The organism is Bradyrhizobium sp. WSM4873 (assembly GCF_055811355.1).
The window spans coordinates 247,066-261,072 of record NZ_JBVVPS010000005.1; the positions used below are offsets into that span (position 1 = coordinate 247,066).

12 protein-coding genes are annotated in these 14,007 nt (G+C 65.8%); 7 read left to right on the forward strand and 5 right to left on the reverse strand.

The window, feature by feature from the left end:
• Positions 1 to 5: 5 nt before the first annotated feature.
• The 3 genes from AC0L21_RS10955 to AC0L21_RS10965 all read right to left on the reverse strand — a co-directional run bounded on the left by AC0L21_RS10955 (position 6) and on the right by AC0L21_RS10965 (position 4,948).
• A complete protein-coding gene (locus AC0L21_RS10955; RefSeq protein ID WP_473261117.1) occupies positions 6 to 2,582 on the reverse strand; it encodes a ligase-associated DNA damage response DEXH box helicase in 2,577 nt (858 codons plus the stop codon).
• A gap of 95 nt (positions 2,583 to 2,677) precedes the next feature.
• Positions 2,678 to 3,907 carry an ABC transporter substrate-binding protein gene (locus AC0L21_RS10960; protein WP_473261119.1) on the reverse strand — a complete coding sequence of 410 codons (1,230 nt, stop codon included), beginning with the start codon at positions 3,905 to 3,907 and terminating at the stop codon, positions 2,678 to 2,680.
• Positions 3,908 to 4,021: 114 nt separating this feature from the next.
• A complete protein-coding gene (locus AC0L21_RS10965; RefSeq protein ID WP_473261121.1) occupies positions 4,022 to 4,948 on the reverse strand; it encodes a class I SAM-dependent DNA methyltransferase in 927 nt (308 codons plus the stop codon).
• A 65-nt stretch (positions 4,949 to 5,013) separates the two neighbouring features.
• Between AC0L21_RS10965 and AC0L21_RS10970 the strand changes: the two genes are divergently transcribed.
• The 5 genes from AC0L21_RS10970 to AC0L21_RS10990 all read left to right on the forward strand — a co-directional run bounded on the left by AC0L21_RS10970 (position 5,014) and on the right by AC0L21_RS10990 (position 10,576).
• Positions 5,014 to 6,051: a ligase-associated DNA damage response exonuclease gene (locus tag AC0L21_RS10970; protein WP_473261123.1), complete on the forward strand. Its 1,038-nt coding sequence runs from the start codon at positions 5,014 to 5,016 to the stop codon at positions 6,049 to 6,051.
• Positions 6,048 to 7,925: an ATP-dependent DNA ligase gene (locus AC0L21_RS10975; protein ID WP_473261125.1), complete on the forward strand. Its 1,878-nt coding sequence runs from the start codon at positions 6,048 to 6,050 to the stop codon at positions 7,923 to 7,925. The genes AC0L21_RS10970 and AC0L21_RS10975 overlap by 4 nt, the downstream gene beginning before the upstream one ends.
• A 151-nt stretch (positions 7,926 to 8,076) precedes the next feature.
• Positions 8,077 to 8,379, forward strand: a complete 303-nt coding sequence (locus AC0L21_RS10980; RefSeq protein WP_473261127.1) for a DUF6460 domain-containing protein — start codon at positions 8,077 to 8,079, stop codon at positions 8,377 to 8,379.
• Between the two features lie 78 nt (positions 8,380 to 8,457).
• On the forward strand, positions 8,458 to 9,192 hold the full coding sequence (locus AC0L21_RS10985; RefSeq protein ID WP_473261129.1) for an MBL fold metallo-hydrolase: 735 nt from the start codon (positions 8,458 to 8,460) through the stop codon (positions 9,190 to 9,192).
• 1 nt (position 9,193) lies between these two features.
• Entirely contained in the window at positions 9,194 to 10,576 is a 1,383-nt protein-coding gene (locus AC0L21_RS10990; protein ID WP_473261131.1) for an MATE family efflux transporter, read from the forward strand.
• Between the two features lie 91 nt (positions 10,577 to 10,667).
• Here the strand turns inward: AC0L21_RS10990 and AC0L21_RS10995 are convergent, their stop codons facing one another.
• Entirely contained in the window at positions 10,668 to 11,765 is a 1,098-nt protein-coding gene (locus AC0L21_RS10995) for a quinone-dependent dihydroorotate dehydrogenase (protein WP_473261133.1), read from the reverse strand.
• Entirely contained in the window at positions 11,762 to 12,106 is a 345-nt protein-coding gene (locus AC0L21_RS11000) for a DUF952 domain-containing protein (RefSeq protein WP_473261135.1), read from the reverse strand. Before AC0L21_RS11000 ends, AC0L21_RS10995 begins: the two co-directional genes overlap by 4 nt.
• Before the next feature lie 289 nt (positions 12,107 to 12,395).
• Here AC0L21_RS11000 and AC0L21_RS11005 point away from each other — a divergent pair, with 289 nt between their 5' ends.
• Positions 12,396 to 13,049 (forward strand): S24 family peptidase, encoded by a 654-nt coding sequence (locus tag AC0L21_RS11005; RefSeq protein ID WP_473261137.1) that lies wholly within the window; start codon positions 12,396 to 12,398, stop codon positions 13,047 to 13,049.
• Positions 13,050 to 13,142: 93 nt separating this feature from the next.
• Positions 13,143 to 13,889, forward strand: coding sequence for a carbonic anhydrase (locus AC0L21_RS11010; RefSeq protein ID WP_473261139.1), 747 nt, complete (start codon positions 13,143 to 13,145; stop codon positions 13,887 to 13,889).
• Positions 13,890 to 14,007: the final 118 nt, after the last annotated feature.

Genomic DNA, 14,007 nt, shown 5'->3' on the forward strand with positions numbered 1-14,007 from the left:
TGCTGTTATCCCATCGCCTCTTTGACGAGCTCGTCGGCGGCCTCCGCCAGGAGCTCGTCTCCAGCTTCGCCATAGACTGACTCGCGGCCGATTTCCAGCATCACGGGGACGGCGAGCGGCGAGACACGGTCGAGTTCCCGGTGCGTGATGCGGCCCTGGATGCGGGTGAGCATGTCGCTGAGTCGGCGCAGATCGAGCAGGCCGGTGGCGGCATCGGCGCGGGCGGCACGCAGCAGCACGTGATCGGCCTGGTGCTTGCGCAAGACGTCGTAGACGAGATCGGTCGAGAACAGCACCTGGCGGCGGCTCTTCTCCTCGCCGGTATGACGGCGCGCGATCAGGCCGGAGATGATCGCGCAATTGCGGAACGTGCGCTTCATCAGCGCGGATTCTGCAAGCCATGCTTCGAGATCGTCGCCGAGCATGTCAGGGTCGAACAGCGCGTCCAGGTCGATCCTGCCGTCCCGGATCATGGAGGACATGTCGCCGAGCGCCCAGACCGCGATCGCATATTCGTTGGCGACGAAGCCGAGCGGCCTGGCGCGGGCACGCTCCAGCCGGCGCGTCAACAGCATGCCGAGCGTCTGGTGCGCGAGACGGCCTTCGAAGGGGTAGCAGACGATGTAATGCTTGTTGGCGCGGGGAAAACTCTCGACCAGCAGCTCGCGCACCGCCGGCACGCGGGAGACGTCCTTTTGCAGAGATAGCCAGTCGCGCACCTGCTCCGGGAGGGCGACCCAGGCGGGCCCGTCATCGAGCAGGCGGCGAACCCGTTCGGCAAGATAGGTCGAGAGCGGAAACTTGCCGCCCATATAGGACGGCACTTTCGGGTCCTTGTCGTTGGCGCGCGAGACATAGACCTGGTCCTCGACCAGGGTTTCGTAACGCACCACCTCGCCTGAGAACACGAAGGTGTCGCCGGGGCTGAGGCCCTCGATGAAGGCTTCCTCGATCTCGCCGAGCAACCTGCCGCCGCGCGCGATCACGCCGGTCGACCCGCCTGCCTTGCCTTGGCCGCCGCCGCGCGAGCGCACCAGCCGCACCTTCAGCATGTCGTCCTCGACGATGGTGCCGACATTCATCCGGTAGCTCTGCCGCACCCTGGGATTGGCGACGCGCCAGCGCCCCTCCTTGTCCTGCTTGATGCGTGCGAAGCGCTCATAGGTCTTCAGCGCGTAGCCGCCAGAGGCGACGAAATCGACCACGTCGTCGAAATCCTGCCGCGTGAGATCGGCGTAGGGCGCGGCGGTGCGCACCTCGTCGTAGAGCTCGTCCGAGAAAAACGGCTCGCCGCAAGCGCAGCCGAGCACGTGCTGGGCCAGCACGTCGAGTGCCCCGATCCGGAGCGGCGGCGTGTCCTGCGCATTCTCGGCGATGGCGTCGATCGCGACGCGGCACTCCAGCACCTCGAAGCGGTTCGCCGGCACCAGCACCGCGCGCGAGGCTTCGTCGAGCCGGTGGTTGGCGCGGCCGATGCGCTGCATCAGGCGCGAGGAGCCCTTGGGCGCGCCGATATTGACGACGAGGTCGACGTCGCCCCAGTCGACGCCGAGATCGAGCGAGGAGGTGCAGACCACGCCACGCAGTCTGCCCGCCGACATCGCATCCTCGACCTTGCGGCGCTGGGCAACGTCGAGCGAGCCGTGATGCAGCGCGATGGCAAGGTTGTCGTCGTTCATGCTCCAGAGGTTCTGGAACAGCATCTCGGCCTGGCTGCGGGTGTTGACGAAAACCAGTGTGGTCTTGTTGGCCTTGATCAGCTCGTAGATCTCGGGAAGCGCATGGCGCGCGCTGTGGCCGGCCCAGGGAAGGCGCTCGCGCGTGTCCATCATCTGGACCAGCGGCGGTGCCGCGCCGCCGGCAAGGACGATGTCGGCCGCCGCTTCCTTGCCGCCGGGCTGCGGCACCAGGAAGCGCGCCAGCGATTCCGGCTCGGCCACGGTCGCCGACAGGCCGATCGCGCGCATCTGCGGTGCCAATCGCCACAACCGCGCGAGCCCGAGCGACAGCAGATCGCCGCGCTTGGACGTCACCAGCGCATGCAGCTCGTCGAGCACGATGCGCTTCAGCGAGGAGAACAGGAATGGCGCGTCGTCGGAGGACAGCAGCAGTGCGAGCTGTTCCGGCGTCGTCAACAATATGTCAGGCGGATAGCGCCGCTGCCGCTGCCGCCGGGACGTCGGCGTGTCGCCGGTGCGGGTCTCGATCTTGATCGGCAGCGCCATCTCGGCGACCGGACGCTCGAGGTTGCGTGCGATATCGACCGCGAGCGCCTTGAGCGGCGAGATGTAGAGCGTGTGCAGGCCGCCGGTGCGTTGCAGGGTGCGGCCGGTGGAGATCACCGATTTCGCCGAAGCTTTGGGCGCAGAGCTCAGCTCCACCAGCGTCGGCAAAAACCCCGCCAGCGTCTTGCCGGCGCCGGTGGGAGCGATCAGCAATGCGGAACGGTCCTCGCGCGCCTTCTCCAGCAGCGCCAATTGATGCGCGCGCGGCGACCAGCCGCGGGCCGCGAACCACGCCTTGAAGCGGTCGGGCAATAGCGCGGCAGGCTCGGCCGGGATTTTGCGGATGCGGGGCGGCACGGCAGCACAGGTAAGCCGTGGGGGTGGGTTCGTCGAGGGGGTGTACTTCCCCTCTCCCCGCCCGGGGAGAGGGGAAGAGACAGCGGTGCGCCCCCCTACTCCGACATCGGCTTGTCGGAGATGTCCCAGTCCTTGCCGGTGAAGGTGGAGATGAAGAGCGTCTTCATCGGCGTGTAGTTCTCCGGCGTGTAGCTGTAGGTGACGCCGTCGAGGAAATAGGGCGAGTGGAAGCCCGCGAGGGTCGAGGCCTGCTTCAGCACGTTGGCGCGGGTGAGCTCGTCGCCGCAGCGGCGCAGGATCTCACCCATGGTGACGGCCTGGCCGTAGCCGGCGAAGGCGATGGTGTTGTCCTGATCGATCGCCGGCGTGTACTTCTTGCGCAGCTCCTCGAACGCCATCACGTCGGGGTCCTTCTCCCATTTGGGCAGGCCGACCTCCTTGTTGTAGCGGATGGCGACGATGCCGGCGGCGTTCTCCAGGCCCGCGGCATTGAGGATCGAGCGGCCGGTCGAGCCGGCCGACAACAGCTGCAACGGCTTCCAGCCGAGCTCGGCCACTTTCCGGATCGACTGCGACGACGCCTTGCCGGTGGAGATGTTGTAGAAGACGTCCGCACCCGATTTCGAGAGGTTGATGAGCTGGGAATCGACCGTCGGATCGGTCAGATCGTAGGTCTGCTCCATGATCACCTTGGCGGTGCCGCCGGCGTCTTCCAAGACCTTCTTGAAGGGGCCGAGGAAGTCGCGGCCGAAATCGTCGTTCTGGTAGAGGATGCCGACCTTGGCATTCGGCTTCACGCTGACGACGTGCCGCGCCAGGATGCGCGCCTCGGTCGGATAGAGCGGCAGGCCCGCCATGGTCCATTTGAACTCTTTCGGGTTATTCCACTTCGACGCGCCGGTGTTCAGCAGCAGCTGCGGCACGCCCTCCGAGTTCAGGTATTTGTGCACGGCGGTCTGCGGGGCGGTGCCGAGCGAGCCGTAGAGCGCGAGCACCTCCTCCTGCTCGACCAGGCGCCGCGTCGCCTCGACGCATTTCGGCGCGCTGTAGGCATCGTCCATGGTGAGGAATTTAACCTTGCGTCCGTTGATGCCGCCCTTCTCGTTCAGCATCTGGAAATAGGCTTCGCCGATGCGCCCGAGCACGCCGTAGAGCGAGCCGGGGCCGGAATGCGGCACGGTCTGCCCGATCTTGATCTCGGTGTCGCTGGCGCCGGCATCGTATTTCTTCTCCGCGGCCCAGACGGAGGGCGCGGGCAAGGTGGATGCCGCGATGGTCGCGAGCGCGGCGGCGCTGAAATCGCGCCGCGATGGATTCTTCGTCATTGTTTGTTTCTCCCTAGCCAGGACATTGTGCTGGCATCGCGGCAGGTGTCGCAAGTGGGAAGTCACGGCTTTGCGACGCAATGACGCTTAAAGCCTCGCGTATAGCGCCTAGACTCAAGTTTTCTCGGCGACCACGACAAGGCCGCGCACCGGCTCGTTGTTCTCGATGCGTGGCGAGGCCCGCTCCAACGTGAGGAGCTTGAGGCCGGCCAGCGCCATCGCATCGCGCACATATTCCGCCGAATGGGCATAGCGCAGGCCTTCGCCGAGAACGATGCCGCTGCCGTCATGGGTCTCCAGCGTGAACGCAAGCACGCCACCGGGCGCGAGCACGCGCCTGGCCTCACTGAGCACCGGCGCGAGATCGGGGAGATAGACGAACGCATCGGCGGCGACGACGAGGTTCGCGCTCGCATCGCCCTTGCCGCGCAAGCCTTCGATCATGTCGGCAACTTCGAGCTCGGCATAGAGGCCGGTGGCTCGCGCCTCCCTGACCATGCCGGGCGACAGATCGATGCCGATGAACTGGTCGACCTGTTTTGCGAAGGCGGCGGCCGCAAGCCCCGTCCCGCAGCCGAGATCGATGCCGCGCTTGAACAGGGCGGGCTTCTTCGCGGCGACGCGGGCAGCCACCACGGCTTTGAAGATCAGCGACGGGGCGCGATAGCCGAGATCGTTGATCAGCACTTGCTCGAAGCGCGGCGCGTATTGATCGAACAAGGCCTGCACATAGGCCTTGGGCATCTCGGACAATTGCGCGTCGCCGAGGCGCATCAGATGCAGATGAGCGCCGTGCTGATCGCTCGGATCGGACTCGCGCGATTTGCGAAAGGCCGCAATGGCCTTGTCGCGCTCGCCGAGTTGCGCGCGGATTTCGCCGAGCGTGAACCAGGCCGAGGTGAAATTCGGCGCAAGCTCGATGGTCTGCTCCAGCAGGTCGGCGGCGGCCGCCAGATCGCCCTTGAGCTGGAGATCGCGCGCGAACTCGAAGCGGCGGTCGGCCATGAGGTCGCCGGAGGTCAGGAACAGGCGCAGGGGCATTGGGGGAACCAGGGAACGAAGCGGTGATGACTCGAAGATGCGGGGTCGCAACCTATATAACAGGCATGCGTCCGCAAGACATCCTGCTGCCAGTTGCCGCCGGCCTATGCTGCAAGCCCGGCGGCTTCCATGTCGACCCTGTCCGGCCGGTGGAGCGGGCCGTGATCACCCACGGCCATTCCGACCACGCCCGCGCCGGCCACGGCGCGGTGCTGGCGACGCAGGAAACCCTGGACATGATGCGGCTGCGCTATGGCGAGAATTTCGCCGGCTCGACGCAGGCGATCCGCTATGGCGAGGAGATCCGGCTCGGCGATGTCAGCGTGAAGTTTCATCCGGCCGGTCATGTGCTCGGCTCGGCGCAGGTCGCGGTCAGCTGCAAGGACACCTGCATCGTCGCCTCCGGCGACTACAAGGACGCGCCAGACCCGACCTGCACGCCGTTCGAGCTGGTGCCATGCGACGTCTTCATCACCGAGGCGACGTTCGGCCTGCCGGTGTTTCGCCATGGCGATGCGGCCGACGAGGTCAAGAAGCTGCTGGCGTCGGTGGCGCTGTTTCCCGAGCGCGCGCATCTCGTCGGCGCCTATTCGCTCGGCAAAGCCCAGCGCGTGATCGCGCTGCTGCGCCAGGCGGGTTACGACGCGCCGATCTATCTGCATGGCGCGATGGAGAAGATCACGCATTACTATCAGAGCCGCGGAATCGAGCTCGGCGAGCTGCGGCCGGTGAAGGGGGTGAAGAAGGCGGCGCTCGCCGGCACCATCACGCTGGCGCCGCCCTCTGCGACATCCGATCTCTGGACCCGCCGGTTTCCCGATCCCGTCACGGCATTCGCCTCCGGCTGGATGCGGGTGCGCGCCCGCGCGCGGCAACGCGGCATCGAGCTGCCGCTGGTGATCTCGGATCACGCCGATTGGGACGGCCTCACCGCCACGATCGCCGCGACCGGCGCCGGCGAAATCTGGGTCACCCACGGCCAGGAAGACGCGCTGGTGCATTGGTGCCAAAGCAGGGGTTTGCGGGCGCGACCGCTCGATCTCGTCGGCTATGGCGACGAGGAGGAGACCGAGACGCCGCTCGCTGACGAGGCCGAAGCATGAACCGCTTCGCCGAGCTTCTCGACCGCCTCGCCTACGAGCCCGGCCGCAACAACAAGCTGCGGCTGATCACCAGCTATTTTCGCGAGGTCGCCGATCCCGACCGCGGCTATGCCCTGGCGGCGCTGACCGGCGCGCTCAGCTTCAAACACGCCAAACCTTCTCTGCTGCGCGATCTTGTCGCCCAGCGAACTGACCCGGTCTTGTTCGGTCTATCCTGGGACTATGTGGGCGATCTCTCCGAGACGATCGCGCTGATGTGGCCGAAGCGCAGCGCAAACAACGGCGAGTCTTTTCCGAGCCACCCCTCTCCCCCGCCCTCCCCCACAAGGGGGGAGGGCGCGCAGTTGCGCGCGCCGCTGTCAGTGAGCGCGACAACTGACAACCATTCCCAAAGTGATGGACGCACGGCTCTCTCCGTTCCCTCCCCCCTTGTGGGGGAGGGTCAGGGAGGGGGGTACTCCGGGCGAGATGCTGGAGAGTCCTTCCGCCCGCGCAACCACAACAACCCGCCGCCGCCGACGCTGACCGAGGTCGTCACCACGCTGCGCACGCTCGGCAAGACCGAGCTGCCGAAGCAGCTCGAACGCTGGCTCGACGAACTCGATGAGACCGGCCGCTGGGCGTTGTTGAAGCTCGTCACCGGCGCTCTGCGCATCGGTATCTCCGCGCGCCTGGCCAAGACTGCGGCCGCGGCGCTCGGCGACAAGGACCCGCATGACGTCGAGCTGATCTGGCCCGGTCTCGCGCCGCCTTATCTCGACCTGTTCGCCTGGCTGGAAGGCCGCGGCGACAAGCCGGTCAATCGTGATCCCGCGCCGTTCCGTCCCGTGATGCTGGCGCATGCGATCGAGGACACCGATTTCGCCGCGCTCGATCCCGCCGACTACATCGCCGAATGGAAATGGGACGGCATCCGCGTGCAGGCGGTCGCCGGCCGCGACGAGCACGGCCACATCACCGCGCGGCTCTATTCGCGCACCGGCGAGGACATCACGGGCAGCTTTCCTGACCTCGTGCCGTCGCTGCGGCTACCCGGCGCCATCGACGGCGAGCTTCTGATCCTGCGCGAAAGGCGCGTGCAGAGTTTCAACGTTCTGCAACAGCGGCTCAACCGCAAGGTCGTGTCTCCGAAGCTGATCAAGGAGTTTCCGATCCATCTGCGCGCCTACGATCTGCTCGGCGACGACGAGAACGATTTGCGCGAGCTGCCGTTCGCGGAGCGCCGCGAGCGGCTGGAGACCTTCATCGGCAAGCTTGACGATCCCCGCATCGATCTCTCGCCCACCGTGCCCTTCGCAAGCTGGGAGGCGCTCACCGCCGCCCGCGCCGATCCAGCGAGCGCCGGCGCGGGGGAAGACGCGGACGCCGTCGAGGGCGTGATGCTGAAACGGCGCGATGCACCCTATCTGCCGGGACGGCCGAAGGGCCAATGGTGGAAGTGGAAGCGCGATCCGCACATCATCGACGCCGTGCTGATGTATGCGCAGCGCGGCCACGGCAAGCGCTCGTCCTACTATTCCGATTACACCTTCGGCGTCTGGACCGCAGGCGCGGGCAGTGACGAGCTGGTGCCGGTCGGAAAAGCCTATTTCGGCTTCACTGACGAGGAGCTGCTCCAGATCGACCGCTTCGTGCGTCGCAATACCACCGAAAAATTCGGCCCCGTCCGCCACGTCGTGCACGAGCCCGACAAGGGCTTGGTGCTGGAGGTCGCCTTCGAGGGGCTGCAGCGTTCGCCGCGGCACAAATCCGGCGTCGCGATGCGCTTCCCCCGCATCAGCCGGCTGCGCTGGGACAAGCCGCCGCGCGAGGCCGACCGGCTGGAAACGCTGGAAAAGATGCTGAAAGCGGAGGCGGCGGAGATTGAGGCCTAGCCGGATTATTGCCCGCGCGCAGTCAAGACGGTGGCGCGCGGCACGTGATTGCCCGAATTAAAGTCCCGTAAGCTGATTGACGGCCCGTTGCGGGTTCCCCATGTGCCTCGCCGTGCCCTATAATGGGGTCGAATCCGCTGAGGAGTTTGAGATGGTCCAAGACGTCAGAGATTTGCCGGCCGGCCGCAGTGATGGCCTGAACCGCTTTCTCGGCGGCTCGCCGCTGGCGGTCGCGTTTCGCCTGGTGCTGCTCTCGATCCTCGTCGGCGTCGTGCTGGCGGCGATCGGCTTCGATCCCTGGAATATTCTCTACAGCATTCGTCTCCTGTTCCAGCGGTTGTGGGATCTCGGCTTCGATACCGTGAACTGGCTGTGGCGCTACTTCCTGCTCGGCGCTGTCATCGTGATCCCGATCTGGCTGCTGATGCGCGTTTTCGGCACGCCGCGCAGATAAGTCGTTAGTTTTGAGCATGATCTTGTCGGAAAACCGCTTCACACTTTTCCGGATCATGCTCTAGGGAGCTCGCGGCCGATGCAATTGCGTTTTGTCGGCTGCGGCGACGCCTTCGGATCCGGCGGCAGGCTCAACACCTGCTTCCACGTCTCGGGGCGCGAGGCCAACTTCCTGATCGATTGCGGCGCGTCGGCTCTGCCGGCGCTGAAGCGGCTCGAGATCGACTGCAATGAGATCGATCTCATCCTGATCACGCATTTCCACGGCGACCATTTTGCCGGGCTGCCGTTTGTCCTGCTCGACGCACAATTCTCGCGGCGGACGCGGCCGCTCACGATCGCCGGCCCCAAAGGCATCGAGACGCGGCTGCGTGCGGTGATGGAGGCTCTGTTCGAGCACTCCTCCAAGACGAAACAGCGCTTCGAGCTGTCCGTCGTCGAGCTCGCGCCCGAGCAAAGCCAAAGTTTCGGCGCGGTGACGGTGACGCCCTACCCGGTCGTGCACGGCGAATCCGGCGGACCGTTCCTCGCCTATCGCGTCGAAGCGGAAGGCCGCACGCTGGCCTACAGCGCCGATACCGAATGGACGGAGACGCTCATTCCGCTGGCGCATGGCGCCGACCTTTTCATTGCCGAAGCCTATATGTACGAGAAGGTGGTCAAGAATCACCTCAGCCTGAAGACCTTGGAACAGCACCTGCCCGAAATCGGCGCAAAACGCCTCGTGCTCACCCATATGAGCGACGACGTGCTGTCGCGCCTCGACGACATCGCCCACCTCGCCGCCGAAGACGGCATGGTGCTCGTGTTCTGACATGCACGCACCCGTTCACTTGAAGATCGGTTCCCGTCAGGTCTTCGCCATCGCGGGCCCCGCGATGGTCGCGAATCTCACCACGCCGCTGATCGGGGTGGTCTCGACCACCGCGATCGGACGGCTGGACGACGCCGCGCTGCTCGGCGGCGTCGCCATCGCGTCCGTCATCTTCGATTGCCTGTTCTGGCTATTCGGCTTCCTGCGCATGAGCACGCTCGCCTTCACGGCGCAGGCGCTCGGCGCGGGCGAGACGCGCGAGCTGACCGCGATCCTGGTGCGCGGCTTCATCGTCGCGGGCCTGATCGGCATCGCCCTGATCGCGCTGCAACTGCCGCTGGCCGCCGTGCTGCTCGACCTGATGGGCGGCAGCGAAGGCGTCACGCGCGCGGCTAAAACCTACTTCGTGATCCGGATCTGGTCAGCGCCGCTGGCGCTCGCCAATTACGTCATCCTCGGCTGGCTGGTCGGCCAGGCTCGCGCCAATCCGGCGCTCGCGCTCCAGGTTGTCATCAATCTCGTCAACGCGGCGGCGACGATCCTGCTGGTGCTGGTCTACGACACCGGCATCGCGGGTGCTGCCATCGCGGCGCTGCTGTCTGAAGCGGCCGGATTCGGGCTCGGCATGATCGTCTGCCGCCGCTATGCGGTGGGCGGGTTCGCGGTGCCGTACGCGGAGCTGTTCGACCGGGCCAAGCTGATGCGGCTGCTGGCGGTGAACTCCGACATCCTGATCCGCACCGCGGCGCTGATCGCCGTGTTTCTGTTTTTCACCGCCAAAGGCGCGCGGGCTGGTGACGTCACGCTGGCCGCCAATTCCGTGCTCAACAACTTTCTGCTGGTCAGCGCCTTCTTCCTCGATGGTCTTGCCAACGCAGCCCAGCAGCTTTGCGGCCGTACGCTCGGCGCACGCGAAGCCAGGGGATTTGCGGATTCGACCCGGCTGGTGCTGCTATGGGGGCTCGGCTTCGCGCTGGTCGTGTCCGCGCTGTTCGCGCTGTTTGGGCCGAACTTGATCGATTTCATGACGGCGAGCGAAGCCGTCCGTCGCGGCGCGCGGGAATTCCTGCCGTTCGTCGTGCTTGCGCCGATTCCCGGCGTGTTCGCCTTCGGCTTCGACGGCATCTATATCGGCGCGACCTGGGCGCGCGAGATGCGCAATCTGATGCTGGCCTCGCTCGCGATCTTCCTCGCCACATGGTGGGCGCTGCAATCGTTCGGCAATGCCGGACTGTGGAGCGCGCTGATCGCCTCCTACGTCTCGCGCGGCGGCTTGCAGGCCGCGCGCTATCCGGCGCTGTACAGGAAGACGTTTCTTTCTTCTCCTTCTCCCCGCTTGCGGGGAGAAGGTCGGGATGAGGGGGAGTCTCGGCAGGAACGGTGAGAGTGGGACTCGCGGAGAGTCCCCCTCACCCGGATTGCATCTTCGATCCAATCCGACCTCTCCCCGCAAGCGGGGCGAGGTGAAGAAAACTCTACATCCCCGGCCAGTCTTCCGCCGTCAGCGTCGCGGCGTCGGAGCCGACGATCTCGGAGAGAGAATCCCGCCCGGTGCGCAATAGGGTCGAGGTGAGGTCGCGCTTGATTTCGTCGACGAGGCCGAGGCCCTTGTAGACCAGCGACGAATAGAGCTGGATCAGACTCGCGCCGGCGCGGATCTTCGTCAGCGCGGCGCCGCCCGAGTCCACGCCGCCGACGCCGATCAGGGGGAATGCGCCCTCGACGCGCACATAGGTCTCCGCAACCATCCGCGTCGACAACCGGAACAGCGGCCGGCCGGACAGGCCGCCCTGCTCCTTGGCGCGCATCTCCTCGCGCAGCGTGCTCGGCCGCGCGATCGTGGTGTTGGACACGATCATGCCGTCGACCCGGCGCGAGCGCGCGACCTGCACGACGTCGTCGAGTTGGGCGAGGCTCAAATCTGGCGCGATCTTGAGCAGCACCGGCGTGTCGCCGGCGCTCGCGCGCACCCGCTGGCGCGCGTCGATCACCCTGGCGAGGAGATCGTCGAGCAGCGCGCCTTCCTGCAGATTGCGCAGGCCCGGCGTGTTCGGCGAGGAGACGTTGACGGTGAAATAGCTCGCGACCGGCGCAAAGGTCTCGATCAGCTTGACGTAGTCGTTGACGCGATCAGGCGAATCCTTGTTGGCGCCGACATTGACGCCGACGATGCCGCCGTGCTGCGCGCGCGCCGCAAGCCGGCGCAGGGCTGTCTCCGCGCCGTCATTGTTGAAGCCCATGCGGTTGATCACGGCCTCGTCGCGCTCCAGACGAAACAGCCGCGGCCGCGGATTGCCGCTTTGCGGTTTCGGCGTCACCGAGCCGATCTCGACAAAGCCGAAGCCGAGCCGCAGCAGCGCATCCGGCACTTCGGCACTCTTGTCGAAACCCGCTGCCATGCCGATCGGATTGGGGAAGTTGAGCCCGAACGCACGCACCGCAAGCTTGGGATCGTCAGCGTGCGGCTTGCCCGGCGGCAGGAAGCGCAGGCCCTGGATCGCGAGGCGATGCGCATCTTCCGGATCGAGCCAGCGCAACACCGGCAGCGAGAGAGCGTCAAAAGCGCGGATCACGGGGCAAGCTCCGGAACGTCGTGGCCGCCGTCAGAGCGCGTGTTGAGGTTGATCACGGCCATCACCGCGCCGAGATCGAGCTCGCCATAGAGATGCGGAAACAGCTCCTCATTGCGCGAACGCTCCCAGCGCAATGCGCTGCCGAGCGCATCGCCGTCGACCTCGACCAGGAACAGCGCGCGCTGCCCGACATAATGCTTCTGCAGAGTTCCGGGAACCTGGGCCGCGGTCGAGAAATGGATGAATCCGTCGCGCGAATCGTCCGCGCTGCCGCGGTAGACGCCCTGCCGTTCCGCCTCGCGCCAGGCCGAGGCCGGACAGATTTTGTAGATCTTGACCACCGCTTACGCAGCCCTGTTTGCTCGTTGAGTCTTTTGGGGTTTTTGGGTCGTGCGGGTCCCTGAAACCCGGGCGCGACCGTAATGGCCGCCCCCTCCGAACTCAAGACTTAGAGCCATTTCCGTGCCGATGAAATCGAAGCGAGTTCGAAATTCCTGTTTTGACGCATTTCCTGGCGCGAACCGGTAGCCGGTTCGCTTGAAAACACGCTCACCGCGCCCCTTGCGCAAAAAGCGGAAAACCGGTTGATTCGAGGATAGTTTTCCTGAGTTGCGACGGGCTGGACCTTCCATGGTCAGGCAAGCAAAAGCGCAGAGGATGCTCACTCACGACCAGATCTGGGGCGCGCTGGATCGGCTGGCGGCGCGCGCCGGCTTGTCGCCGTCGGGCCTCGCCAAGCGCGCCGGGCTCGATCCCACCACCTTCAACAAGTCCAAGCGCGTCACCTCCGACGGCCGCGAGCGCTGGCCTTCGACCGAATCGATCGCGAAAGCGCTGGCAGCGGCAGATTCCTCGATCGACATTTTTGCCAGGCTGGTCGGCGGCGAGGCAGACGGCGGCCGCTCGGTACCGCTGCTCCGCTTCTCGCTGGCAGGCGCGAGCGGCGCCTTTGACGAGTTCGGCTTTCCCATCGGCAAGAGCTGGACCGAATTTGGCCTTCCCGCCGCCGAGGACAACAACAGCTTCGCGCTGCAGATTTCCGGTGAAGCGCTTGCGCCCGCCTATCGCGACGGTGACATCATCCTGGTCACGCCCGGCGCGCCGATCCGCAAAGGGGATCGCGTGGTGGTGAAGACCAAGGCGGGCGAGGTGACGGTGGCGACGCTGCTGCGCCGCACCGCAAAGACTCTGGACTTGCAGCCGCTCGATGCCTCCCAGGCCGAGCGCAGGATGGCGGCGAGTGAGGTCGGCTGGATCGCGCGGATCGTGTGGGCAAGCCAGTGATCGTGTCTCGCCTGCCAGCCTTGCGACTCAGCATCTCTCTCGCATAGGTTGCCGCAACTCATTGCCGAGCAAATTCATGTTAGGGGGAATACGATGGATCGCCGTCACGCATTGAAGGCGCTCGCGGGCCTTGCGCTTTGTCCGCTCTGCAAGCCGGCCTTCGCCGCCGAAGGTACGCATTGGAGCTATGAAGGCGCCGGCGCCAAATGGGGCGATCTCGACGCGGCCAACAAGGCCTGCGCGGTCGGCCTGCAGCAATCGCCGATCGACATCGAGGCAACGGTCAAATCGCAACTGCCCGCGCTGAAGCTGAACTGGGGCAAGAGCGCCGACACCATCGTCAACAACGGGCACACGATCCAGCTCAACTTCACCGAGGGCAGCACGCTCACGCTCGGCGACGTCAAATACAAGCTGCTCCAGGTGCATTTCCACCGGCCGAGCGAGCACATGATCGGCGGCAGGAATTTTCCGATGGAGGCGCATTTCGTCCACCGCAACGACGCCGGCGGGCTCGCCGTGGTCGGCGTGCTGATGGCCGAGGGCAAACCGAACCCGGCCTTCGGCAAGATCGTCAAGACGATGCCGGCCGCGGAAGGCCCCGCCGTGAAAGCTGGCGCGGCCATCGATCCTCACGCCATGCTGCCCACGAGGCTCAGCTACTTCCGCTATCCCGGCTCGCTGACGACGCCGCCCTGCTCGGAAGTGGTCGAATGGCTGCTGCTGACCGACCCGATCCAGGTGTCTGCCACCGACGTCGCCGCATTCGCCAAGCTCTATCCGATGAACGCGCGCCCGGTGCAGAAGGACAACCGGCGCTACGTGCTGCGGTCGATCTGAGCTGCGGCTCCATCAACACCGTCGTCCCGGCGAAGGCCCTAGGGCATGCACATATCTCTAAGGCTCCATCCTGCTGCAACGGCGTGGAAGTATTCGAGGCCGTTTTTGAAGGTGATGG

Coding starts and splice junctions, on each gene's coding strand:
- AC0L21_RS10960 (WP_473261119.1), bottom strand. CDS start 3,907: ATGACGAAGAATCCATCGCGGCGCGATTTCAGCGCCGCCGCGCTCGCG.
- AC0L21_RS10965 (WP_473261121.1), bottom strand. CDS start 4,948: ATGCCCCTGCGCCTGTTCCTGACCTCCGGCGACCTCATGGCCGACCGC.
- AC0L21_RS10970 (WP_473261123.1), top strand. CDS start 5,014: ATGCGTCCGCAAGACATCCTGCTGCCAGTTGCCGCCGGCCTATGCTGC.
- AC0L21_RS10975 (WP_473261125.1), top strand. CDS start 6,048: ATGAACCGCTTCGCCGAGCTTCTCGACCGCCTCGCCTACGAGCCCGGC.
- AC0L21_RS10980 (WP_473261127.1), top strand. CDS start 8,077: ATGGTCCAAGACGTCAGAGATTTGCCGGCCGGCCGCAGTGATGGCCTG.
- AC0L21_RS10985 (WP_473261129.1), top strand. CDS start 8,458: ATGCAATTGCGTTTTGTCGGCTGCGGCGACGCCTTCGGATCCGGCGGC.
- AC0L21_RS10990 (WP_473261131.1), top strand. CDS start 9,194: ATGCACGCACCCGTTCACTTGAAGATCGGTTCCCGTCAGGTCTTCGCC.
- AC0L21_RS11005 (WP_473261137.1), top strand. CDS start 12,396: ATGGTCAGGCAAGCAAAAGCGCAGAGGATGCTCACTCACGACCAGATC.
- AC0L21_RS11010 (WP_473261139.1), top strand. CDS start 13,143: ATGGATCGCCGTCACGCATTGAAGGCGCTCGCGGGCCTTGCGCTTTGT.